The organism is Clostridium paridis, from assembly GCF_016765615.1.
Classification (GTDB): Bacteria; Bacillota; Clostridia; order Clostridiales; family Clostridiaceae; genus Clostridium_T; species Clostridium_T paridis.
Map to the genome: position 1 here is coordinate 190,581 of NZ_JAESWA010000020.1, position 23,811 is coordinate 214,391.

A 23,811-nucleotide genomic window follows, 5' to 3' on the forward strand; every position below is an offset into this window, starting at 1 on the left:
GTGATAACATGAGAATTAATGCAATTGTGGGGTCTGCAAAATATAACGAACAGAGAAAGTTTAATGATACTAGCCAATATAATACAAAACAAAATAGCAATAATGGGAAGGTATCATTTTCAGATATGCTTAATCAGGCAATGGGAAGTTTATATTTGCAAAACAGCGTGAGAAAAGTAGGTAGGTCGGCAAAAAAACGATAGATGAGCTGCTTCTCAAAACAATTAATTATACAGGGAGATATTTGAATGAAAACAAAAGATGAAGTTTATGTAAAATTAGAAGAGCTAAAGGCAAAATTTCAATATGAAATAGAAATAGCAGGTAATTCAATTAATGAAAATGTAATTACCATTGGTAAAAAGATAGATGAAATTATAAATCAATATTATAATATTAGAAAAAATGCAAGTGCTAATAGAGAATAATACTGATATAATTAGTAGTTGTTGATTTCTTTATCATATAATGTTAAAATATAAAAAAATGAAATTTGAGGTGAAAAGATGATTAATTTTTCTTGCTAATTAGTTAAAGTACAATATTATTAAATGATAAACAGAGCTGTTCTGTTAATTTTGTTGTGCTTATTTATGCAAGAAAGTTATTATTTTTTCTCTTAATATATACTCTAGTGTTATTTTATAATACTAGCTTAATTAAGTATATTTATGAGCTGTAAGAATAATGATTCTTGCAGCTCTTATTTTTTACAAGTAAAAGGAGGAATAATATGATGAGTGATAAAGATACTATGTTGGCACATGATAATCTCCATATAAGCCGGAAATAATAGGTGACATTTATATGGAGTAATGGTAGTCACCTATTGTGCCGACTTTGTCATTTGTACAAGTAAATTACAAAGGAGGACAAAAATATGTCTTTAATAAATGTTACAAATCTGACCTTCGCATATGAAGGCAGTTACGATAATATTTTTGAAAATGTAAGTTTTCAAATTGATACAGATTGGAAGTTAGGTTTTACAGGTAGAAATGGAAGAGGAAAAACTACTTTCATGAACCTTCTACTTGGGAGGTATGAATACTCTGGAAATATTTCAGCTAGTGTAACCTTTGAATATTTCCCTTATGAGGTTAAGGAACAAGAAAATTTCACAATAGATATCATTAGAGAAATCAGTCCTAATTCTATGGATTGGGAGATAATGAAGGAATTATCTCAATTAGATGTAGAAGATGATGTTTTCTACAGGCAGTTTTATACACTATCTAAAGGAGAGCAAACAAAAGTATTACTTGCAGCAATGTTTTTAAAGGAGAATGCATTTCTACTTATTGATGAGCCTACAAATCATTTAGATACTGAAGCTAGAAAAAAACTTAGCAGCTATTTGAACAGAAAGAAAGGATTTATTTTAGTTTCACATGATAGAGCTTTCTTAGACAATTGTGTTGATCATATTTTGGCTATTAATAAAACAAATATTGAAATACAAAAAGGAAATTTCTCTTCGTGGTGGGAAAATAAAGAGTTACAAGACGGTTTTGAACTAGCAGAAAATGAAAAATTAAAAAAGGATATAAATAGACTTTCTGCGGCAGCAAAACGTACATCTTCTTGGTCAGATAGTGTGGAAAGCTCTAAATATGCAACTACAAATTCAGGTAGCAAAATAGATAGAGGGTATGTTGGACATAAAGCAGCAAAAATGATGAAGCGTTCAAAGAATATAGAATCAAGACAACAAAATATGATTGAGGAGAAATCAAAGCTTCTTAAGAATATTGAGAGTAATGAAAGACTAAAGATATCACCTCTTAAGTTTCATGATAGTAAGTTAGTAGAGCTAAGAGATATCTCTATTTGCTATGATGATAGAGTTGTATGCGAAGGAATAAACTTTAGCGTAGAGCAGGGTGAAAGAGTTGCGCTTCAAGGAAAGAATGGAAGTGGAAAATCAAGTATATTGAAGTTGATTTTAGGCGAAGATATTCCTTTCGAAGGAACATTAGTTAAAAATAATCAATTAGTTATTTCGTATGTTTCTCAGGATACATCGGACTTACATGGAAGTTTATCTGAGTATGCATATAAATATAGCATTGACGAAAGTTTATTTAAGTCCATTCTTAGAAAGCTTGATTTCTCAAGAGAACAATTTGAAAAAAATATTCAAGACTTTAGTGGAGGACAAAAGAAAAAAGTATTGATAGCAAGAAGCTTGTGTGAAAGAGCTCATTTATATATCTGGGATGAACCACTAAACTTTATAGATGTAATTTCTTGTATGCAGATTGAAAAATTGTTAATTGAATATGAACCAACAATCCTTTTTGTTGAGCATGATAGTGCATTTTGTGAAAATGTTGCAACAAAGGTAGTAAGGTTGTAAAGGTAGAAATAATATTTTATAATCCCTCAGAAAGATAATCTGGGGGATTTTCTTTTAAATAAAAGTCTTTCAACATATTTAGGCATTATGTCTCTTATTTGTTATATACAGTAACATATATCCTTATATTTTTATATTATATAGTATGATTCGACAATAAAATATAGAATAAGGAGAAGAGAAAAATGTCCTTTAAAGATGAATATGTACTCGGTCATAGTCAGCAATTTGATATAACAGGAAGAGAAGAAAAAACTGAAGATTTAAATTTAGTTATAAATCCCCTTGCAAATAGTGGGAATATCACAGGAACAGTAACATCAGGTGGCTCACCAGTAGCGGGGGCTACTATTAAGGTATATGATATAAATAACAATCCAATTGAGCATACAATTTCAGGAGGAAATGGTCAGTATACAATTACCAATCTTCCAGCAGGAGCCTATCAGGTGCTTGCGACTAAAGATGGATACCTTTTACCAACATCTACACCTGTTACTATTCAATCAAATAAGTCTACCACAGTAAATTTAGTTATTCAGCCAGATCCAAATGCAAACCTAAGTGCTGTATTTGGAATAATAAGAGATAATAATACGTTATTACCAATAGAAAATGCAATTGTAGATTTATATAGTACTGTTCAAGGGCAGCCACCTACATTTATTGGTATAGCACCAACAAATGCTAATGGGCAATATTTATTTACAGAATTAGCGACTGGTAATTATTATGTCTCAGCATCTAAATTAGGTTATCAGCCTAAGGATTCAGCTCCAATAAGTGTTGGAACAAAAGATTATGTGCTTTCTGATGTAAATTTAACAGCTGATCCTCAATCTAATACAGGTACAGTAAGTGGATTTATTAAGAGTCAAACCTCAGGTCAGCCTATCCCAAATGCTGTAGTAGCACTATATTCAATCTCTGGAGGAGTTGAAACAGTTATAGCTCTTACTAAAACTAGTAGTTCTGGAAGATATTTATTTGGTAGCTTAAATCCAGGAACCTATAGAGTGAAAGCAACTTTACAGGATCAAGTGGTATAAAATGATAATTAAAGATGTGTATATTCTCACAGATAGCGATTCAGTTGTAATAAATGAAAATGAAGAAGCTACTGTTAACTTAGATCTGGTAGAGATACCTCCATGTTATGATACCCTCTTAATAGGAAAAGTAGTAGATAGAGGATCGCCGATAGCTAATGCAACTGTTAAGGTTTTTGATGAAAATTTTAATCCGTTGTTTCACACTAATACTGATGAGAATGGATTTTTCAAATTTAAGAATTTATTACCTCCAGGAGAGTATGAAGTTATTGCTTCAGCAAATTACTATGGGACATCCATGAGTAGGAAAATTAGAATAAGAAATGATGAAGTTACAAAAATAGCTTTTACTCTTAAAAAAAATTCTGCCTTGGCCAATGGTATAGTTTATGGAAAAGTATTAGAAGAAGTAACCCTTAAACCTATACCAAATGCAATGATCTATATGAAGTCATTAGAAGATAGAGGTAAAGTAATATATAAAACAACTTCAAATAGCAGAGGGCAATATTTGATTTATAATGTGTTTCCTAATAAATATACCATTGAAGTTGAGAGGCATGGATATAATTCACAAGAACCAGTAGAGATAAGTGTTGAAAAGTATGAATATGCCTTACTGAACCTATATCTTTTAAAGAATTACAATGATAATAAAGGTACTATAAGTGGATTAATCACATCAAAAGATGCAGTAATTCCAAATGCTGAAGTATTTTTATATGAGATAGATGATAATGGCGATGAAAGGATAGTGCAGGTCCAAGTTACTAATGAAGATGGAGTTTATTTATTTTCAAATATAGAAAAAGGGCATTATGTAGTAAAGGGCAAGCTGCAAAATGGAGAATATTTTGAAAAGAATATTGAAATTCCAGATAGGCTTTAGGTAAGAGTGATGCGTGGTGCCTTAAAATGATGTTTTGCTTCAGGCAAAAAGGAGCAAATATTTTGACTATAAAAATAAAAATAGATTTCTATAATCCCGCAGAAATGTAATCTGTGGGATTTTTCTCATTTCATTTAATCATATACAAATCTTCTAAGGTCAATGTCAAATTGGATATAGTTAATATATTATATACTATTATATTATTTAGAAGGTGAATGATAATGGCAACCAGACCAGAAATTTTACGCCCAGGAGATACGATCGGAATAGTTACTTTAGGGAGTCCATTGTTTGAAAATGTTATTAACGAGCGTATAAAAACCCTTGAAAGTATGGGGTTTAGTGTAGTTTTAGGTAAATATGTGTATTCTTATAGCGGGTATCTTGCAGCATCAGAGCAGGAAAGAGCCTCAGATTTGATGGAGATGTTTAGAAATCCAAATGTTAAAGCTATTATGCCATCAAGAGGAGGAGTAGGGGTTGAAGGTATCGTACCATATCTTGATTATCCATTTATAGCACAGAATCCTAAAATTGTTACAGGGTACAGTGATATAACAATTTTATTAAATGCCTTATATAGATGGGCTAATTTAATTACATTTCATAGTCTTATGCTAATTGATTTTAGACCTACAACACCTGCATATAACTTTAATCAGTTTTTTACTGCGACATCTACAATTACGTCACCAAGGAAACTTGAGAATCCTCCAGGAAGGCAATTAGTAAGTAGGGTACCTGGAAATGTAACAGGTCCAATAATAGGAGGTAATCTCGCATCTTTTGTAGGAAACCTTGGAACTCCATTTGAACTTGATACAAGAGGTAAGATACTTTTACTTGAAGAGGTTCATGAACCAATTAATACAGTTTACAGATATATAAATCATTTAAGGTTAGCAGGTAAATTTAGAGATTGTGCAGGTATAATCATGGGTCAATGTTCACTATGTGAACCAGCATATGATAAGAATTATGAAGATTTAATTAATGAAGTTATGATACCACTTAATAAGCCACTTATGACTAATTTAGCAACTGGTCATGGTAGATTTAAGATGGCTATACCTATAGGAGCTCAAGCAAATCTTAATACTTATGATAATACACTTACAATACTTGAACCAACAGTACATGAATAAAAAGTAAATGTCTATAGAGTACCGTAAGATTTATAACTGAATTTTACGGTTTCTTTTAGCTTAATTTATAAATTAAGTTATATAATTAATAGTATGGAATAAATGAAAAAATAGCAGTGTGAGGAGAGATTCTATATGGAAGTTGTTAATGTAAATAATAATAATATTGAGACTTTTTCAAAGGTTTTAATTGAATCAGCAAAGTGGCTAAATTCAATAAATAAGCCAATGTGGAAGATAGAAGATTTAACAACTGAAAAGCTTTTGGAACAATATGATATAAGTGAAATGAAGTTATGTTATGAGAATGGCGACTTAATTGGCGTATATATATTACAATGGTATGATTCACTTTTTTGGAGTGAGTTGAAACAGATGGAGTCAGGGGTTTTACATAAGCTATCTGTTTGTAGAGAATATAGTAAGATGGGTTATGGTAAAAAGATTGTTGAATCTGCAGAGTTGTTATGCAAAGAGTATGGTGTAAAATCATTAAGACTTAATTGTGGAACTTCAAGGCCAAAGCTTCGTAAATTCTATGAAGATATAGGTTTTAAAATGGTTGATAGAGTTTTTATTGATAATAGAGATCAGATTAGATATTTGAAATCAATTAAATAATAGTCTAATTCAATTTTAATATGACATGAAGTAGTCAGGTTTAAGAGGATATAATAAAAATATATCTAAAATAATTAGGAGGAATGAGTTGTGAGTGAATGTTCATGGCCTGGAAATAGCGAAATGATGAAAAAATATCATGATAATGAATGGTGTATACCAAGTCATGATGATACATATATATTTGAAATGCTTACATTAGAAGGAGCACAATCGGGACTTTCTTGGAGTATTGTACTTTCTAAGAGAGAAGATTATAGAAAAGCTTTTAAGAACTTTGATATTGAGTATTGCTCTAAATTAAGTGATGAGGCTCTAGAGAAAATAAGAGAAGATTATAATGTGGTTAAAAACTTATTAAAACTTAAATCTGTAAGAAATAATGCAATTGAGATTATTAAGATACAGTCGGAATTTGGTAGCTTTTCTAATTACTTATGGAAGTATGTTGATTTTAAACCTTTAATAAATAACTGGGAATCAGAAGCAAGTATGCCAGCTCAAGATAGTATTTCTGAGCAAATAAGTAAAGACTTAAAGAAACGTAATTTTAAATTTGTTGGACCAGTAACCATGTATTCATTTATGCAGGCAATTGGAATGGTAGATGATCATAAAAGAACTTGCCCATTTCATTCTCTAAATAGATAAGATATAAATTTTCATAGAAAGAAGAGAAAAAAATGAAAGACATTAACTTTAGTGAGATTATTGAACGTTCAATACAAATAAGAAAAATGTATCATAAATTAGAAAAGCATTATCATGAAAAAGAGTGGACAGTTGAGGAAGATGCTCTGGCTTTTCTTACTGATGCTGGATTAGTAGGACGTTTGACTATGGCGAATCAAGGACGGTGGCCAATAAATGGAGATGATGTATCTGAATTAGAACATAAGCTTGGGGAATGCATATGGTGGCTTACTGTTTTAGCTGATCGCATGAATATAGATGCCAGTGAAGCAGTAGAGAAATTTTTATCAAAAACAGAAAACCACTTAAAAGGTTAAGTAATATAAGTTATATTCGAAAAACGTTGGTATTTTGAAATAAAATTCCGACGTTTTTCTATATTTAAAAATAATTATCTTAGTTTTTTACCTTCAGATAGTAAAACAACAGACTTTGCTATACGATCTAATCTAGTCTCTTCACGTTTAGCTGAAGTAATCCAAGTTATGTATTCTTTCTGTGCTGAGTATGATAGGGTTTTAAAGGTTGCTAAAGCAGCTTCATTGTTATTCATCTCTCTACCAAAGTCTTCAGGAATTTCTACGGAACGTTCTTCTTCATCCTTTTCTAAAGTTACAAATATTTCGTCTCCAAATCCTTTTCCAATTTTATTTCTAATCTCTTGAGTAATTCCAAGCATATAACATCCACCCATACTTACAACAGATCCTCGATATTCAACCCCATCAAAAGTTGCTTTAACCTTAACACGTTTAGAACCAAACACCTCTTTAACATCAAATGGAGGTTCAATAAAGGAGGCATTTTTTTCTCCGTGCTGTTTTATAACTGCATTAAATTCTTGTTTCAATGAATTCACCCTTTCTTTTGTTTCTTAAGTTGTACTTGAAATTATTATATCATGGAATATTGGAACTTAAATCATAAAACATCGAATAAGTAGTGCATTTAAAAATTTCAAAAATAATTCTTGCACCTAACCTTACGTTAGGATGTATAGTCTATTTAGAACCTAACGTAAGGTGTTAAATCTTGAAAGGAGTTAGAATTAAAATGAATAATCATATTATAAAAACATTAGCATATAACAAACAGGTACGTATTTTGTGGATAGATAATACTGACATGATAAAAGAAATCTGTGAGAATAAAAACATGAGTAAGCTTTTGAAAAATGTACTTGGAAAAACTGTATCTATCGCAGGGTTAATATCTGGAACTTTAAAAGGAAATCAGAGAGTAAGTATAAAAATTAGTGCTAGTAATAGAAAGTACAAGATATTTACAGATACTGATTCTATGGGAAATGTTCGAGGTTATGTCAGTGATGAACTATTAAATGTTCCGTTGGAAGTATTAAGAAACCTATCTGTTGAAGAACTACTAGGGGATAAAGGGTGCATTCAAGTATTAAAGGATTTAGGCATGAATAGTATATTTACAGGAATAACAGGAATGCCATGTGGAAACATTGTGGATGATTTTTCGTATTATTTTAATCAAAGTGAACAAATTCCGTCTTTTTTTCATGTAAATATGATATATAATGAAAATAATGAAATTGAGTTAAGTAGAGGTATAATGGTGCAGTTACTTCCAGGTGCACCAACAAACATTATTGAGGATATAAAGAAAATAATATTAGGGAATCAATATATTATATCGAGAAATGATAAGAATCTAGAGGAAATTTCATGCTTATTATTTGAGAATATTGATATTTTAGAAAAGAGCACAATAAAGTTCTTTTGTGGATGCTCAAAGGATGGTTTTTATCCTATGTTACATTCTTTAAATAGGGAAGAACTTATAGATGCATATGAAAGCAATAAGTCCATCGAAATGGTATGTAATATATGTGGGGAAAAATATGTTTTTGATAAAGATGATATAGGAAAACTTATATAACTTCACTTAAAAGAAGGAGAGTGATATTAGTGCAAAATAGAACTTGGAAGGTAGGGGATTTATCTAAGCTAACAGGGCTCACAATAAGAACCCTTCATCACTATGATGAAATAGGATTATTACATCCAACATTTCATACTGAGGCTGGGCATCGTTTATATTCTGAAGAGGACATAATAAAACTTCAGCAAATAATGTCCCTTAAACAATTGGAATTTTCCCTAGATGAGATTAAAGAGTTTTTTGACAATCCTAAATATAATCCTAAAGAAGTTATTGAAATGCAGCTTAAACGCTTAGATGAAGAAATAAAATTAAAGAATGAGCTTAAAGGTGAATTAAAAGAACTTTTGGATGTTTTTAATTCTTGGAATAAACCATCTTTTGAACAGTTTATTCATTCAATTGAACTAATTAGAAATCAAAAAAAATATTTTACCAAAGAGCAACGTATAAAGCTAAAAAAGCAATACCATAAACTAGATGATTCAGAAATGAATGTTCAAGCTGCTAAATGGACTAAATTAATTACTTCATTTCAAGAGGAATTATCTAAAGGTACTCCAGTTGATGACCCAAAAGTTATTGGATTAGCAATGACGTGGCAAGAAGGTATGAATTTCTTTACTGGTGGAGATAAAGGTATTGTACATTCTGCTGAACGCTATTACACTGAGAATCCTAGTGCGGCAAAAGGAAGTGGGATGAGTGGAGAACTTTATAAATATATTCAAGAAATATTGTTAAACATGAAATAAATATTTAAAAACCTAGAACAAATAGTTTTGGTTTTTTTTGTAATAAACTTACATATGATATTGACAAAATATTCCTAAGGGAATACACTTTATATTATAAAGTACTTTATTAAAATATAAGGAGTGATTTTGATGGATGAAAAAGTTTTGCAGGAGGCAGTTGAGAACATATCTCTTATAAAAGGGGTAATTGACAGAACAAGTAAATCCTTAACGACATTTAGTAGAATATTTATTTATTGGGGAATTCTCTTTCTTGTAAACAGTGTATTGAGTTTTGTGATTTTAGGAAATAGAGAGAAGACAATTAATTTTATGACAAAGTTTCCTGTACTTAGTTATATTTTACCCATAGGTATAATTGTAATATTGGCAGCGTTAGTTTATAGGCACATATCTAAAAAAATTCCACTTGTAGGTTTAGAAAAACACTTAATGAAAGTGTGGATGCTAATAGTAATTATGAATGTTATACCAAATAAAGTTAGAATAAGCTCTACTGGCTCTTCATCTGTAGATATGACAAACCTTGTAATTGAAACGAATCATTTTTCAGTAATGATTTTTAGTTTGGCCATTGCATTAATTGTAACAGCACTATTTACTGGTTATAATCATCTAATGAAATTAGGAATAGTATATATAGGCATTAGTTTAGTATATGCTTATTTGAGGCTTCCTATGGTTGATGAAGGATTGCTTCAAGGTATATTTTCCTTAATGCTTCCTTTTACATTCATATATACAGGTTTTTTCTTAAAGACTAAACAATCAAGGGGGAATTAATTTGGATATTAATTCTATACCTGACATATTTCAATCAAAGCTTAGAATATCAATAATAGCTTGTTTAATGACTGGGGAAAAAAACTTCAAAGAAGTAAAGGAAATTACAAAAGCTACAGATGGAAACTTAAGTGTACAGATGTCGAAGATGGAAGAAGTAGGATTTATAGAAGTTTATAAAGACTTCTATGATAATAAACCAAGAACAAGGTACAAACTAACTGAAAAAGGAAAAGATGAATTCATTGATTATGTAAATACATTAGAGAATGTAATAAGGCAATTTAGTAATAAAGATAAATAAGTTGAGGCCTATGGAGGGAATAATGAGAATTTTAATTGGTCAACCTACTCATGAGGAAGGTATTACTCAACTTCAGAATGAAGTAAATGAGAATGAAGGAATTGATGCTGTACTTTATCCTGAAGGATATATATCAAATGAAAATGCATTAGTTGATGCGTGTGCTTTAGCAAAAGAGAGGGATATTTTAATAATTACATCTTATAAAAAAGATAATAAAGATAGAGCAGTGGTTATAAGTAATGATGGTAAAATAATTTTAGAAAGAGCAAAAACTCTACCAGATGAAAATATAGAATTATACACTCCATTGATGGCTAGCTATGGTGATATTAATATTGGATATTTGCTATGTATGGAGATATTAAAGGGAGCTAGGGATTTTAAGAAGATAGGTGAAAAAATAAGTTTCATTGCTCACCCAATTGGGGTAGGAATGTTTAGTGAAGAACAATTTAGAGAATGGATAAATGAAGCTGAGAAAATAGCAAAAATCAATAATACAATTATTGTTGGAACAAGTCATGCAGATGGTTCATATAGAAATTGCGGTATCTCCATTCCTATATCATATTGCATAGATAATAATGGAGATACCATATATGTATCTAGTGCAGATACAAGAACACGAATAATAGATTTAAAAACAAAATCAGTTTTAATTAAAGAAAATGCATAGGAAAAAGGCTTACCTCATAAAGGTAAGCTTTTTATGTTATCCATAGACTTCTTCACTCTTCAAAAATCCGCTGTTTATAATAGCATTAGATATATTGTTTCTAGTAACGAGTTCGGGTGAAATAATAATAGAAGGAACATCTGATGCACCATTATATACTGTTGTGTTAGCTTCTACATATTGGTCATTAGCTAATTTAATAGCTGAGTCTATAGCAACTTTACCTAGTTTTCTAGTGTCTTTAAGTACAGTCATGGATTGAGTTCCATTTATTATTCTTTTAATAGCATCTACAGTTCCATCTTGCCCAGTTACTGCAACCTTACCAGCTAAACCTTGTTCCTCCAAAGCTTTAATTGCACCAGAGGCTATATCATCAGTGGGTGATAATATAGCATTAATTTTATTGTTATTTTGAATTAATGAATCTTTTACAATTTTATAGGCATTATCAGAATACCAATTAATTACTGGTTTATCAGTAACTATATTTATTTCCCCTCTACTAACTAGAGGCTGTATATACTCCATTGCACCATCTTTATAGAGTTTAGAAGTGGAGTCATTAGGGTCGCCTGATAGAATAATATAGTTGCCACGGGGAACAGCTTGAATAAGATATTTCCCTTGCAGTTCACCAACCTGTGTGCCATTAAAAGATACAAATAAATCTAAATCTATGTTTTTTATAAGTCCGTCATAAGATATTACTTTAATTCCTTCATCTTTGGCTTTTCTAACATATTCAGAGGCAGCTACTGCATCTAAAGGAGCTATTATTAATACATCAACATTTTGAGATATTAATTCTTCTACCTGCTTCATTTGTAAATCCGCATCATAATTAGCATTTGCTATTTTAGTAATTGCTCTCTTCTGTTCAGCATATTGTTCCATAAATTCTTTATCTCTAATCCACCTAGGGATATTTTGATTTGGCAAAGATATGCCTATAACAACTGGTTTTCGTTCTGATGGTGTATTTATCTCTATCTCTATAATCTCACTATTAACATAAATAATTGGAATAGCAAAAGATTCAGGTATTGATTGGTACATATATACTTCCTAATTATTAATCTCATAATAAAATATTCAATAAGCATTCTTTATGCGATTATTAATTTAGAAATAATAAAATTCAAACCTATTTCTCTTTTTTATAATATATAAATTTCTTCACTTTTCCAATATCCACTATTTATGATAGTCTGTGTTATATTATTTCGAGTTACTAATATAGGGGGAATAATTATGGTTGGAACCTCTTCTTTACCATTATTTAAAAGTATAGTATATTCTACAAATTGGTTATTTACTAGTTTAATTGCAGAATCTATAGCAACCTTGGCAAGTTCTCTAGAATCATTAAAAACAGTCATTGATTGAGTTCCTTTTATAATTCTTTTTATAGCATCTATTGTTGCATCTTGTCCAGTAACAGCAACCTTACCAGCCAATCCTTGCTCTTCCAAGGCTCTTATTGCACTACCAGCAGTATCATCATTAGGAGCTAATATAGCATTAACATTATTGTTATTTGCAATTAAAGAATCTTTTACTATTTTATAGGCGTTTTCAGGATACCAATTGATTATTTCCTTATCTGTAACTATATTTATTGAGCCTATGTTGACTAAAGGTTTAATATATTCCATTGCACCATCTTTATAGAGTTTAGAATTTGGATCATTGTGATCTCCATACATTATAATATAATTGCCTCTAGGAACAACTTGTGTAAGATATTTCCCTTGTAATTCACCAACTTGAGTACTATCAAAGGTCACGAATAAATCTAATTTTGCATTTGAGACGAGTCCATCATAAGAAATTACTATAACCCCCTCATCCTTTGCGGCATTAACGGAATCAGCAGAAGCTATTGAATCTAAAGGAGCTATAATTAATACATCTATATTTTCTGATATTAGTTCTTTTACTTGCTTTCCTTGTAAATCAATATCATAATTAGCATTTTTTATTTTCATGATGACATTCCTTTGATACCCGTACTTTTCCATAAATTCTTTATCTTTTACCCATCTAGGTATTCCTTGGTTGGGCAAAGAAACACCTATTATTATTTGTTTTCTATTGTGTATTTCATTAATTTTTATTTCTAAAATATTATTATTAACATAGATAATTGGAACTGCAAAAGAATCAGGTATAGCTTGATACATATTTACTTCCTATTAATTATTAATCTCATAATATGGTATTCAAACAATAGATTTTATGAGAGTATTAATTTTGAAATAATCCAAAGATAGATTTAATTATGGAAAGTTTTAAAATAGGTAGATGTATTAGTAAATAGTCCTTTGGAATATTACACTTAATTGGTAATTAGGGCATATAATGCAATAAATCATTTTGGAGAATTAAATAATATGTCATTAATAGAAAAAAAATATACAATGTTTCCACTGAGTTTTCAAGTTAACGAAGGACAGATTGATCCAGAAGCTAAATTTATAGCCAAAGGGAGTAACTATAATTTATTTTTTACCCCATCACAGGTTGTATTATCATTAAGGCAAAGGAATGATTTGAATTTAAACAAAGCAGAGAGTGTTTCAACTAATGAGGAATTAGAAGTTTCGTATGTAAAGATGAATTTTATTAATGCAAAAGAGGATTTAGAGATTATAGGATTGGAGGAATTGCCAGGTAAGTGTAATTATTTTATAGGAAACGATACCTCCAGATGGCTCACAAACATTTCTACTTACGAAAAAGTTAAATGTAAAAGTATATATCAAGGAATAGATATAGTCTATTATGGTAATCAGCAGCAGTTAGAATGGGATTTTATTGTGCAGCCAAATTACGATGCGAGTCAAATAAATATCAATTTTAGTGGAGTAGAAAAAATAACTATAGATGAACAGGGAAATTTAATACTGTTGATTGATAGTGAAACATTAAAATTATGTAAGCCTTTAGTTTATCAAGAAGTTGATGGAAAACAAAATAAAGTAGAAGCTGATTATGTAATAAGTGAAGAACAAACAGTTAGCTTTAAGTTAGGGCAATATGATCATTCAAAAGCGTTAGTTATAGATCCTATATTGATTTGGTCTACTTATTATGGAGATAGTGGTCCAGATGTAGGCTATGCGATTACTACAGATAGCAATAATGATGTTTATATTACTGGCTATACTCAATCAAATACTTTTCCTACTCCTACCTCACTATATCCCTATAAAGCTGGTTGGGATGCATTTGTTGCTAAAATTAAGGGAGATGGATCAGGGGTAATATTCTTTACTTATATTGGAGGTAGCATATCATCAGACCCAGGATCTTCTGGGCCGCATGATTATGGCTATGGAATTGCAGTAGATTCATTAAAAAATATATGGGTAACTGGAACCACTTGGTGTACAGATTTTCCAACTTTCAATCCCATTCAAGGAGCTAATGGTGGATATTGTGATTGTTTTATATCTAAGTTTAGTGCAGATGGGTCTTCACTTCTTTACTCCACTTATTTTGGAGGAGGGGATTATGATCAAAGTTTTTCAATTGCAGTAGATACTTTTGATAGCATTTATATTACCGGTTATACAAGATCTTTTGGTTTTCCAACTACTCCAGGAGCGCTTAAACCTGATAAAGGAGATATAAGTGTTGATGCTTTTATACTAAAACTTAGTAGATTAGGAGCTATTGAATACTGCACTTATCTTGGAGGGACACAGGATGACTTTGGACGTGGTATTGGTGTAGATAAAAACTTCAATTTATATATTGCAGGTGATACTAAAGGAAACTTCCCAATGTTTAATGCATTACAACCTGTTTATGGAGGAGGTTTGCTTGATACTTTTGTAACTAAACTTGTGCCTGTGGGAATTGCTTATACTTATGTATTTTCCACATATTTAGGAGGAACCGGTGAGGACAATACAAGGGGAATTGCTTTAGATAATACTGGTAATGTATATGTAACAGGGTATACAACTGGAAACTTCCCTATTCAAAATGCGCTACAGCCAAGTTTTGGGGGAGGAACTTATGATGCTTTTATATACAAAATTACAACTAATGGATCTTTACTAGTGTACTCTACTTATTTAGGGGGTACTGGGGATGACTTGGGATATGGAATAGCAGTAGATGCCAATGAAAATGCATATATTACTGGATCAACGACTTCAAGTGTTGGTTTCCCTACAAAGAATGCTTTTCAACTTACTTACGCTGGTAATACTGATGCATTTGTGGCAAAAATCAATTATATAGGAATTTTATCTTATTCATCATATCTTGGTGGTGCTAATTATGATATTGGATATGGACTTGCAGTTAATCTTGATGGAGATGTAATCATAGTAGGGGCTACTTACTCAAATGGTCAACCGCCTCCAGGTCCAGGATTCCCTACAAAAGATCCATTTCAGAGTGTAAATAATGGGAATGGAGATATTTTCATTACGAAATTATCAGAACCAATAATACCACCCCCACCACCAGAGCCAATAGAAGTAAAGCTAAGTAGAGGAATAAGTTTTTTAGAATAGCTAAAATAGATTTAAATAGAGCATATTAAAATCCCCCGGGCTAATGTCCGTGGGATTTTTTCTTTAAGTAAAGAATGAATAGATTTCAGGGCATTTAAACCTAGATTTTTGCATATTATTTACGAGAAGGAGAGGCGAAAAAAATGAACTGTGATGAAGCAAAAGTAGATGTTAAGAAAAGTATTTACAAACTTCCAGTTGATAAAGTCTATGAAGTATTCGGGACAAGTTACAAGGGATTAACAAGAGGGCAGGCAGCGCAGTATCAGAAAGAACAAGGCAAGAATGTTATTGATGAAAAAAAGAAAAAGTCAGTATTGCTTATCTTTCTTGGAAATTTTACTCACTTAATGGCAGTTTTATTATGGGTTGGAGGTATAGTGGCCTTCTTCGCAGGAATGCCAGAATTAGGAATTGCTATTTGGTTAGTTAATGTCATTAATGGAGTTTTTAGTTTTTGGCAGGAACATCGTGCAAGCAAGGCAACAGATGCATTAAGAAATATGCTGCCATCTTATGCACGTGTTATTCGTGATGGTGAGGAACAAAAAATATTAGCAGAGGATTTAGTAATTGGAGATATCGTTTTATTAGAGGAAGGAGATAAGATATCAGCGGATGCAAGATTAGTTGAGTGCAGTGATTTACAAGTTAATCAATCAACGCTTACAGGAGAGTCAAATCCTGTTCGTAAGGTAAAAGATGCAGTATTAAAAAATGATCTCACATTAGCTGAAATACCTAATTTAATTTTTGCAGGGACAAGTGTATCAGAGGGAAATGGAAAAGCTATTGTAATTGAGATAGGAATGAGAACTGAATTTGGTAAAATTGCAGACCTTACTCAAAGTATGGAAAAAGAGGATAGCCCTTTACAAAAAGAAATGAACAGATTAACAAAACAAATATCAATAATAGCTATAGCTTTTGGTGTTTTCTTTTTTGTTGCAGCGTTATTTTTAGTAAATGAACCTATAGCTTCTTCATTCATCTTTTCATTAGGTATGATTGTCGCATTTATTCCCGAAGGGTTACTACCAACAGTTACTTTGTCGCTTGCTATGGCAGTACAGAGAATGTCAAAACGAAATGCATTAGTAAAGACGCTCTCTTCAGTTGAAACACTAGGAAGCACTACAGTTATTTGCACAGATAAAACAGGTACATTAACTCAAAATGAAATGACAGTAAGTAACCTATGGTTAATTAATAAGGAATTTAAAGTTACTGGTGTTGGATATGGGCCAGAAGGAAATATTTTTGAAGGAAATAGAAAAGTCAAGGCAGAAGATGATAAGGATTTAAAATTATTACTAACTGGAGCAGCACTATGTAGTAATGCAAGACTATTACCTCCAAATGAGGAATCAAATAGATATACTGTTTTAGGAGACCCAACTGAAGCTTGTTTGGGAGTTGTGGCTGAAAAAGCAGGTATTGATATACATGAAAAAGCAGAACTAACACCTAGATTAAGAGAGTTGCCATTTGAATCACGTAGAAAAAGGATGACAACTATTCATCAATTGCAAGAAGAGATAGAGGGGACTAAGCGTATTGCATATATAAAAGGTGCTCCAAAAGAGATAATGAAGTTAAGTGAAACTATTCGCATAAATGGTGAAGTAAAGCCAATTACAGATAAGATGAGAGAAGAAATAATGAAGGCTAATGATGGATATGCTCGAGATGGTTTACGTGTATTGGCAGTGGCATATCGTTTGCTTCATAAGGATGATAATATACCAGTTGCAATGAGTGCTTACACCCCTGAAATTATTGAGAAAGATTTAGTATTTGTAGGGTTGATTGTTATGGCAGATCCACCTAGGCCAGAGGTATCTGATGCTGTGGAGGAGTGTAGAAGAGCTGGCATAAGAATAGTAATGATTACTGGAGATTATGGATTAACAGCTGAAAGCATTGCAAGACGTATTGGTATTGTTAAGGGAAGTAATCCTAGAGTGGTATCAGGACTTGAATTAGAAGAACTATCTGATGATAAATTAAAAGAGTATTTAAAAGATGAAATAATTTTTGCAAGGGTAGCAACAGAACAAAAATTAAGGGTAGTATCCAACTTGCAGGCAATGGGAGAAATTGTTGCGGTTACAGGAGATGGGGTAAATGATGCACCTGCGCTTAAAAAAGCTGACATTGGAGTTGCAATGGGTATTGCAGGCACTGATGTAGCTAAAGAAGCGGCAGATATGATTCTGACTGATGATAACTTTGCATCTATTGTTCATGCTATAGAGGAGGGGCGTGCTGTTTATAGTAATATCCGTAAATTTATGCTCTATATTCTAAATTCAAATGTTCCTGAGGCAGTACCTTCAGCTATGTTTCTATTTTCAAGAGGGGCTATTCCATTACCACTTACAGTTATGCAAATCCTAACAATTGATTTAGGTACAGATATGTTACCAGCTCTAGGACTTGGAACTGAGAAACCTGAAAAAGGGGTTATGAATGAGCCACCTCGCAATCAAAAAGAGCCATTATTAAATAAAAAGCTGGTTATTAAGGCATTTCTATGGTATGGAGTATTAGGTTCATTAACTTCAGCCATATCTTATTTCTTTATCAATATTCAAAATGGATGGCCCAAAGTTCCATTAGCTGGAGGGAATGATCCAGTTTATATTAAGGCAACAGCAATGACTCTTGCAGCAATTGTATTTAGCCAAGTTGGAGCTGTATTTAATTGTCGTACAGAAAAACAATCTGTATTTAAAGTTGGGATGTTTAGCAATAAACAAGTGAATTTTGGAGTTGTTTTTGAAATTTTCTTGATCTCAGCTTTAGTTTATTTCCCATTATTTCAATCAATTTTCCATACAGCTGCATTAAAGTTATCTGATTGCTTATTATTATTTATTTGGCCTCCATTAATATTACTAATAGAAGAGTTGAGAAAGGCATTGGTTCGTAGAAGAATGCTAAGGAAACCTGAGTAAGAAAATCCTAATGAAATTATAAAAATGAATAGAGAGGTGATAGGCATGAAGGTTATTGTAGTAGGTTTAGGAAGAATGGGGACGGGTTTATCGCTTAATCTTGTGAAAAAGGGACACCAGGTAACTGTCATAGATTCTAATCCAGAAGTATTTAATGGTTTAGGTAAAGACTTTAAAGGAACAAAAATTGTTGGTTTTGGATTTGATAGAGATGTGCTAACTAAGGCTCAAATAGATAAAGTAGATGCTGTGGTATCTTGCACTACAAGTGACGAAATTAACGCAGTTATAGCTAGGATAGCAAGAAATATTTATAAAGTACCACGGGTAGTTGCAAGGCTTTATGATTCTAGAAGTGCAGATATTTATCATAGATTAGGAATACAAGCTGTTTCAACAACAACTTGGGGCATAGAAAGAGCGACTGAAATGCTAACTTATAATCAATTAGATAGCGTTTATGAAATGGGAAATGGACATGTTAATTTAGTACGTATAGAAATACCTTCATTATTGGTAGGACACACAGTAAATGAATTAACTGTTATTGGAGAAATACAAATTGTTTCTATTAGCCGTAATAATAAAACTTTTATACCAACTAGAGGAACTGTTTTTGAAGCAGAAGATGTTATATATATATCAGTAATTTCCTCTGCAATAAATAAGTTAAAGTCAATGTTGGGTATAGGGTAAAAAGGGGGAAAAAATATGAGAGTTATCATTATAGGTGGCGGACAAGTGGGAGCCTATCTTGCATCCTTATTATTAGCAAGTGGTAATGAAATACGGTTAATTGAGCAATGTGAAAAAACATATAATAAGATACAAAAAGAGTTACCACAAGAAGTGTTGATTTTAGGTAGTGGCTCAAGTCCTCAAGTACTTGAAAAAGCAGGAATAGCTTCAGCAGATGTAGTGGCTGCAGTTACAGGTGCAGATGAGACCAATCTAGTAGTATCAACACTTGCTAAAATGGAGTTTGGAGTTCCAAGAGTAGTAGCTAGAGTCAATAATCCAAAGAATGCATGGCTATTTAATATTGGAATGGGTGTGGATATTAGAGTTAATCAAGCAGATTTGATGGCACATTTCGTTGCTGAAGAAATGGATTTAAAAGATATGTTTACTATTTTAAAGCTCAATAGAGGAAAATTCTCTATTGTCCAACTGAAAGTAAAACAAAATGCTAAAGCTTCAAATCGATTATTAAAGGATCTATCTATACCTCAGGATTCAGTACTTATTGCTATTACAAGGGAAAAATCCTTATTAATACCTAAGGGAGATACAAAAATTTTAGTAAATGATGATATATTAGCATTAGCTGCTGAAACTAGTAGAAAAGAATTAAAAGAGATATTTGGATAATAGGTTAAGAGACATCTCAGATTTATATTTGAGGTGTTTTTTTTTATAAAGCAATGGGTTTAGCAAGGTTTTAATTGTTTACTTAGTAAAATATTGGTACAATCTAATTATTATGTGAATTAAGGGGGATAATATCTTGAAAAAGAAAAAATCATTTATATTAATGCTTGTCTTTTTATTAATTACACCCATTGGCTTGTCATTTGGAACCTATAAAGCTAAGGCAGCAACACAATTTAATGTTACCAATAGTTATCCAGTTAATAATAGTGGTAAAGTACCCATTAGTGGATTTATTGCATTTCAGTTTAATAGCACAGTTAATATAGATTCTACAAAAGACCTTTTAGGAGATTGTACAATTAGAAATTATATTGTTGATAAAGAAACTACGGATAATGTATTGATGATTTATTATAATAATCTTAATTATAATAGCAATTCAAATATGTAGCTCCAATTTTATTGACTAGCAAAAATGCACTTCCTCCAGAAGTTCAAAATGAAATTACTAGTCTTAATCCAAAAGAAGTTTTTATAGTAGGAGGAGCTGGAGTAATATCTGACAATGTGAAGAACGTTCTTCAAAGTCAAGGAATTAAGGTTACAAGAATTTCAGGAAATGATCGTTATGAAACATCTCTTGAAATAGCCAAATATCTTAATAGTTCTAAGTCTGAGGCCTTCATAGTAACTGGTAATGACTATCCAGATGCCTTGTCAATTGCTTCATATGCAGGTAATAAACAGACACCTATATTGCTTACAGACAAAAATCAACTTCCTACCAGTGTTAAAAATTATATCAGTAATAAAGGTATAACAAAAACTTATGTTATAGGAGGAATTGGAGTTATAAGTGATAATGTACTTAGTACATTACCTAATGCTGAAAGAATTGCAGGTAATAATAGGTATGAAACTAATATGGAAATACTAGCAAGATTTCCGTTCTTTTATGGTAATACTTATTTCGCTACAGGATTAGCGTTTGCTGATGCATTGTCTGGAGCTGCGTTAGCTGGAACTCTTAATAATCCTATAATCCTAGTTGATAGCTCAATGCCAGATGATATAGCAGGCGCAATAAGAGATAATAGAGATATGATGAAGATGAAGAGGATTCTTGGCGGAACAGGTGCAGTACCAGATTCATTAATAAATAGAATCCTTAAATAAGAATATATTATTACTAAAACAAATGAATAATAATGATTAAGAGGAGAATTTATGGATGAGAAAGATGTAAGTATGGATCCTATAAGCGAATATATTCTAAAGTTTCCGTCAGAGATTCAAGATATACTAAATGCATTAAGAAAAGTTATAAGAGAAGCAGCACCAGAAGCTGATGAAAAGATAAGTTATCAAATGCCGACTTTTGTTTTTCATGGGAACTTGGTACATTTTGCTGCCTATAAAAATCACATTGGATTTTATCCAACTCCGAGTGCAATTAGTGCATTTAAAGCGGAATTATCAGAGTATAAAGGAGCAAAAGGGTCAGTGCAATTTCCAATAGAAAAGCCACTACCTTATGAGTTAATAAGTAGAATTGTTAAATTTAGAGTAGATGAAAATATAAAGAAGGTAGAAAATAAATCAAAAAAGAAATCCTAGTTAAGAGTGTGTCATATTGCATTGTGCTTTATGGCACATTTTTTTTATATTAAATAAAAATATAAATATGTGATTTATGTTACAGTTTTTATAACTGATAAGTATTATCATATAAGTATTAATATATATAAGTCTATTAAATAATAGGTGTAATTTTATAAAAGTGAGGTAAATAAATGAAAAAAGACATTAATTATATAACTATAGATGGTAGAGGAGAACATGAATCTTTTAGAGATTGTATTACTCAAACGGTAAAAGATTTGAATCCTAATACTGGAGTACATATAATTAAAGATTTTGAACCCTTTCCAATATATAAAATGATGGAAGAAAAGGGGTTTGAAAAATATGTGGAAAAGGTAAGCGATGAGGAATTTCATGTTTATTTTTCACAAAAGACAAAGCTTGAAAATATTAAGATGAGTGAATATTTAGAGGTTGATGAAGATAAAATTCAAAAAATAATGCATATAAAGTTAAGCTACCTCAATGAAAATATAACATTAAAACAGGCAAAAGCTAAAATGAGGGAAGCAGTTAGTAGTGTTACTGCTCAAGAATTTGCAGTATGTGAACAATATCTTCAAAAATACGGTATATCAGACGACATATTAGCTGAGAAAATGAAAGAAATACTAGAGATATTTGATGGATTACTAGTAAGTAATAAGCTAGATTTACCAGTAGGACATCCTATTAGAACTTATCTAGACGAAATTGATGCAATTAGAAAAGTTCTTGATAAAATGAGAGGACTGGTTGAGAATAAATTTATTAAAAACCAGTGGGCTGAGCTTTATGATGAATTAGGTGAGATAAATATTCACTTTTCAAGAAAGCAAAATCAACTTTTTGCAGCCTTAGAGAATAAAGGGTTCGATAAACCCTCGAAAGTCATGTGGACATTAGATAACAAAATAAAGGAAATAATTAAAACTGCCAAGGTATACTTAGAAAATGACCAAGATGAAGATTTCTTAAAGATTCAAGAAGAAGTGATAGAAATGGTGGAAGATATGATGGTAAAGGAAGAAGAAATACTTTGCCCTACAGCAGTTGATATTCTTTCAGAGGAAGATTTTATACAGATGAGAAAAGGTGATGATGAGATTGGTTATTGTTTAATTGAATCATCAGTACCGTATGGTAATGAAGGAGGAGAAATTATGAATGATACCTCAAACAGTGAGTTAATAAAGGATTTAGCTAATGTACTTCAGAAACATGGAATGCTTACATCTTCATCAAGCAATGAGGTATTAGATGTAAGCCAAGGAAAATTAACACTTGAACAAATAAACTTGATATTCAAGCATCTTCAAGTAGATTTGTCCTATGTAGATGAAAATGAAATAGTTAAGTTTTATAGTGATACAAAACATAGGGTATTTCCAAGAAGTGCTGGAGTTATTGGAAGACAGGTACAAAATTGTCATCCAAGAGAGAGCGTAGCAACTGTTGAAGAAATAATTAGAGCTTTTAGATCTGGAGAGCAGGACCAGGCAGAATTCTGGCTGGAAATGGGAGGAAAGTTTATATATATTATTTACAATGCAGTAAGAGATGAAAAGGGAATTTTTAGAGGGGTCTTGGAGATGATGCAAGATGTTACTAAAATTAGAGGATTATCAGGAAGCCAGAGACTATTGTCCTGGAGTAACACTAAAAAAGAATCAGAAGAGATAGAGAAAAAAGAAAATGTAAATGAATATGGAATTACAAATGAAACAGTTATTGGAGATTTAGTTAAGGAGTATCCATTTATAAAAGATTTTCTAATAAATCTTTCACCTAAGTTCAGTAAATTAAGGAACCCATTATTATTTAAGACAATGTCATCTATGGCAACAATAGAGATGATAAGTAATAGAGGTGGATTTGATGTTAATGATTTAATAGATAAATTAATAAATGAAATTCAAAATTATAAATAGAATAATTTTATTTATATGTAAGTACTAACTAAAATTGAGATCACCTTCAATAGGAATTTTTTGAAGGTGATCTTTTATTGTGTAACGAATACCACAGGTTATACCTGTGGTTCAAAAAAGCTTATAGCTATGAGTAGAAAAAAAGAAACCTCATTTGATAAAATTATTGCAGGTTCGCCAACCGCATTAAT

General features: G+C 31.3%; 25 protein-coding genes. 22 read left to right on the forward strand and 3 right to left on the reverse strand.

Annotated features, from left to right (window positions below; genetic code table 11):
- Nucleotides 1-8 precede the first annotated feature (8 nt).
- From JK634_RS07365 to JK634_RS07405, 9 genes are all read left to right on the forward strand, one after another.
- Entirely contained in the window at nt 9-203 is a 195-nt protein-coding gene (locus JK634_RS07365) for a hypothetical protein (protein ID WP_202766996.1), read from the forward strand.
- A 45-nt stretch (nt 204-248) separates the two neighbouring features.
- Nucleotides 249-428: a hypothetical protein gene (locus tag JK634_RS07370; RefSeq protein WP_202766997.1), complete on the forward strand. Its 180-nt coding sequence runs from the start codon at nt 249-251 to the stop codon at nt 426-428.
- A 452-nt stretch (nt 429-880) separates the two neighbouring features.
- Entirely contained in the window at nt 881-2,359 is a 1,479-nt protein-coding gene (locus JK634_RS07375) for an Lsa family ABC-F type ribosomal protection protein (RefSeq protein WP_202766998.1), read from the forward strand.
- 185 nt (nt 2,360-2,544) lie between these two features.
- The gene (locus tag JK634_RS07380; RefSeq protein ID WP_202766999.1) at nt 2,545-3,408 is read left to right on the forward strand and encodes an MSCRAMM family protein; all 864 of its coding nucleotides are present in this window, start codon (nt 2,545-2,547) and stop codon (nt 3,406-3,408) included.
- A gap of 1 nt (nt 3,409) precedes the next feature.
- Nucleotides 3,410-4,300 carry an MSCRAMM family protein gene (locus tag JK634_RS07385; protein ID WP_202767000.1) on the forward strand — a complete coding sequence of 297 codons (891 nt, stop codon included), beginning with the start codon at nt 3,410-3,412 and terminating at the stop codon, nt 4,298-4,300.
- Nucleotides 4,301-4,524: 224 nt separating this feature from the next.
- The gene (locus JK634_RS07390) at nt 4,525-5,448 is read left to right on the forward strand and encodes a S66 peptidase family protein (protein ID WP_202767001.1); all 924 of its coding nucleotides are present in this window, start codon (nt 4,525-4,527) and stop codon (nt 5,446-5,448) included.
- A gap of 135 nt (nt 5,449-5,583) precedes the next feature.
- Nucleotides 5,584-6,069, forward strand: a complete 486-nt coding sequence (locus JK634_RS07395; RefSeq protein WP_202767002.1) for a GNAT family N-acetyltransferase — start codon at nt 5,584-5,586, stop codon at nt 6,067-6,069.
- Between the two features lie 90 nt (nt 6,070-6,159).
- Complete coding sequence (locus JK634_RS07400) at nt 6,160-6,720, forward strand: DNA-3-methyladenine glycosylase I (protein WP_202767003.1); 561 nt, start codon at nt 6,160-6,162, stop codon at nt 6,718-6,720.
- Between the two features lie 32 nt (nt 6,721-6,752).
- Nucleotides 6,753-7,079, forward strand: a complete 327-nt coding sequence (locus JK634_RS07405) for a nucleoside triphosphate pyrophosphohydrolase family protein (RefSeq protein ID WP_202767004.1) — start codon at nt 6,753-6,755, stop codon at nt 7,077-7,079.
- Nucleotides 7,080-7,153: 74 nt separating this feature from the next.
- Here the strand turns inward: JK634_RS07405 and JK634_RS07410 are convergent, their stop codons facing one another.
- The gene (locus JK634_RS07410) at nt 7,154-7,612 is read right to left on the reverse strand and encodes a YdeI/OmpD-associated family protein (RefSeq protein ID WP_202767005.1); all 459 of its coding nucleotides are present in this window, start codon (nt 7,610-7,612) and stop codon (nt 7,154-7,156) included.
- Nucleotides 7,613-7,815: 203 nt separating this feature from the next.
- Between JK634_RS07410 and JK634_RS07415 the strand changes: the two genes are divergently transcribed.
- The 5 genes from JK634_RS07415 to JK634_RS07435 all read left to right on the forward strand — a co-directional run bounded on the left by JK634_RS07415 (nt 7,816) and on the right by JK634_RS07435 (nt 11,197).
- The gene (locus JK634_RS07415) at nt 7,816-8,670 is read left to right on the forward strand and encodes an Hsp33 family molecular chaperone HslO (RefSeq protein WP_202767006.1); all 855 of its coding nucleotides are present in this window, start codon (nt 7,816-7,818) and stop codon (nt 8,668-8,670) included.
- A gap of 29 nt (nt 8,671-8,699) precedes the next feature.
- Complete coding sequence (locus JK634_RS20645; RefSeq protein WP_202767007.1) at nt 8,700-9,428, forward strand: MerR family transcriptional regulator; 729 nt, start codon at nt 8,700-8,702, stop codon at nt 9,426-9,428.
- A 132-nt stretch (nt 9,429-9,560) separates the two neighbouring features.
- Entirely contained in the window at nt 9,561-10,214 is a 654-nt protein-coding gene (locus tag JK634_RS07425; protein WP_202767008.1) for a hypothetical protein, read from the forward strand.
- Nucleotide 10,215: 1 nt separating this feature from the next.
- A complete protein-coding gene (locus JK634_RS07430; protein ID WP_202767009.1) occupies nt 10,216-10,518 on the forward strand; it encodes a winged helix-turn-helix domain-containing protein in 303 nt (100 codons plus the stop codon).
- Nucleotides 10,519-10,540: 22 nt separating this feature from the next.
- The gene (locus tag JK634_RS07435) at nt 10,541-11,197 is read left to right on the forward strand and encodes a hypothetical protein (protein ID WP_202767010.1); all 657 of its coding nucleotides are present in this window, start codon (nt 10,541-10,543) and stop codon (nt 11,195-11,197) included.
- Between the two features lie 36 nt (nt 11,198-11,233).
- Here the strand turns inward: JK634_RS07435 and JK634_RS07440 are convergent, their stop codons facing one another.
- Both JK634_RS07440 and JK634_RS07445 read right to left on the reverse strand, forming a co-directional pair.
- Nucleotides 11,234-12,256, reverse strand: coding sequence for a sugar ABC transporter substrate-binding protein (locus tag JK634_RS07440; RefSeq protein ID WP_202767011.1), 1,023 nt, complete (start codon nt 12,254-12,256; stop codon nt 11,234-11,236).
- A 101-nt stretch (nt 12,257-12,357) separates the two neighbouring features.
- Complete coding sequence (locus JK634_RS07445; RefSeq protein ID WP_202767012.1) at nt 12,358-13,383, reverse strand: sugar ABC transporter substrate-binding protein; 1,026 nt, start codon at nt 13,381-13,383, stop codon at nt 12,358-12,360.
- 210 nt (nt 13,384-13,593) lie between these two features.
- Between JK634_RS07445 and JK634_RS07450 the strand changes: the two genes are divergently transcribed.
- The 8 genes from JK634_RS07450 (at nt 13,594) to JK634_RS07485 (ending at nt 23,620) form a co-directional block, all read left to right on the forward strand.
- On the forward strand, nt 13,594-15,732 hold the full coding sequence (locus JK634_RS07450; protein WP_202767013.1) for a DUF7948 domain-containing protein: 2,139 nt from the start codon (nt 13,594-13,596) through the stop codon (nt 15,730-15,732).
- Nucleotides 15,733-15,875: 143 nt separating this feature from the next.
- Nucleotides 15,876-18,692: a cation-translocating P-type ATPase gene (locus JK634_RS07455; protein WP_202767014.1), complete on the forward strand. Its 2,817-nt coding sequence runs from the start codon at nt 15,876-15,878 to the stop codon at nt 18,690-18,692.
- Between the two features lie 24 nt (nt 18,693-18,716).
- Nucleotides 18,717-19,388 (forward strand): potassium channel family protein, encoded by a 672-nt coding sequence (locus tag JK634_RS07460; RefSeq protein WP_243425576.1) that lies wholly within the window; start codon nt 18,717-18,719, stop codon nt 19,386-19,388.
- Nucleotides 19,389-19,403: 15 nt separating this feature from the next.
- Nucleotides 19,404-20,063, forward strand: a complete 660-nt coding sequence (locus tag JK634_RS07465) for a potassium channel family protein (protein ID WP_202767015.1) — start codon at nt 19,404-19,406, stop codon at nt 20,061-20,063.
- A 136-nt stretch (nt 20,064-20,199) separates the two neighbouring features.
- Nucleotides 20,200-20,517: a hypothetical protein gene (locus JK634_RS07470; RefSeq protein ID WP_202767016.1), complete on the forward strand. Its 318-nt coding sequence runs from the start codon at nt 20,200-20,202 to the stop codon at nt 20,515-20,517.
- An 11-nt stretch (nt 20,518-20,528) separates the two neighbouring features.
- Nucleotides 20,529-21,242 (forward strand): cell wall-binding repeat-containing protein, encoded by a 714-nt coding sequence (locus JK634_RS07475; protein ID WP_202767017.1) that lies wholly within the window; start codon nt 20,529-20,531, stop codon nt 21,240-21,242.
- Nucleotides 21,243-21,293: 51 nt separating this feature from the next.
- Nucleotides 21,294-21,683 (forward strand): iron chaperone, encoded by a 390-nt coding sequence (locus JK634_RS07480; RefSeq protein ID WP_202767018.1) that lies wholly within the window; start codon nt 21,294-21,296, stop codon nt 21,681-21,683.
- 176 nt (nt 21,684-21,859) lie between these two features.
- On the forward strand, nt 21,860-23,620 hold the full coding sequence (locus JK634_RS07485; protein ID WP_202767019.1) for a PAS domain-containing protein: 1,761 nt from the start codon (nt 21,860-21,862) through the stop codon (nt 23,618-23,620).
- Nucleotides 23,621-23,811 lie beyond the last annotated feature (191 nt).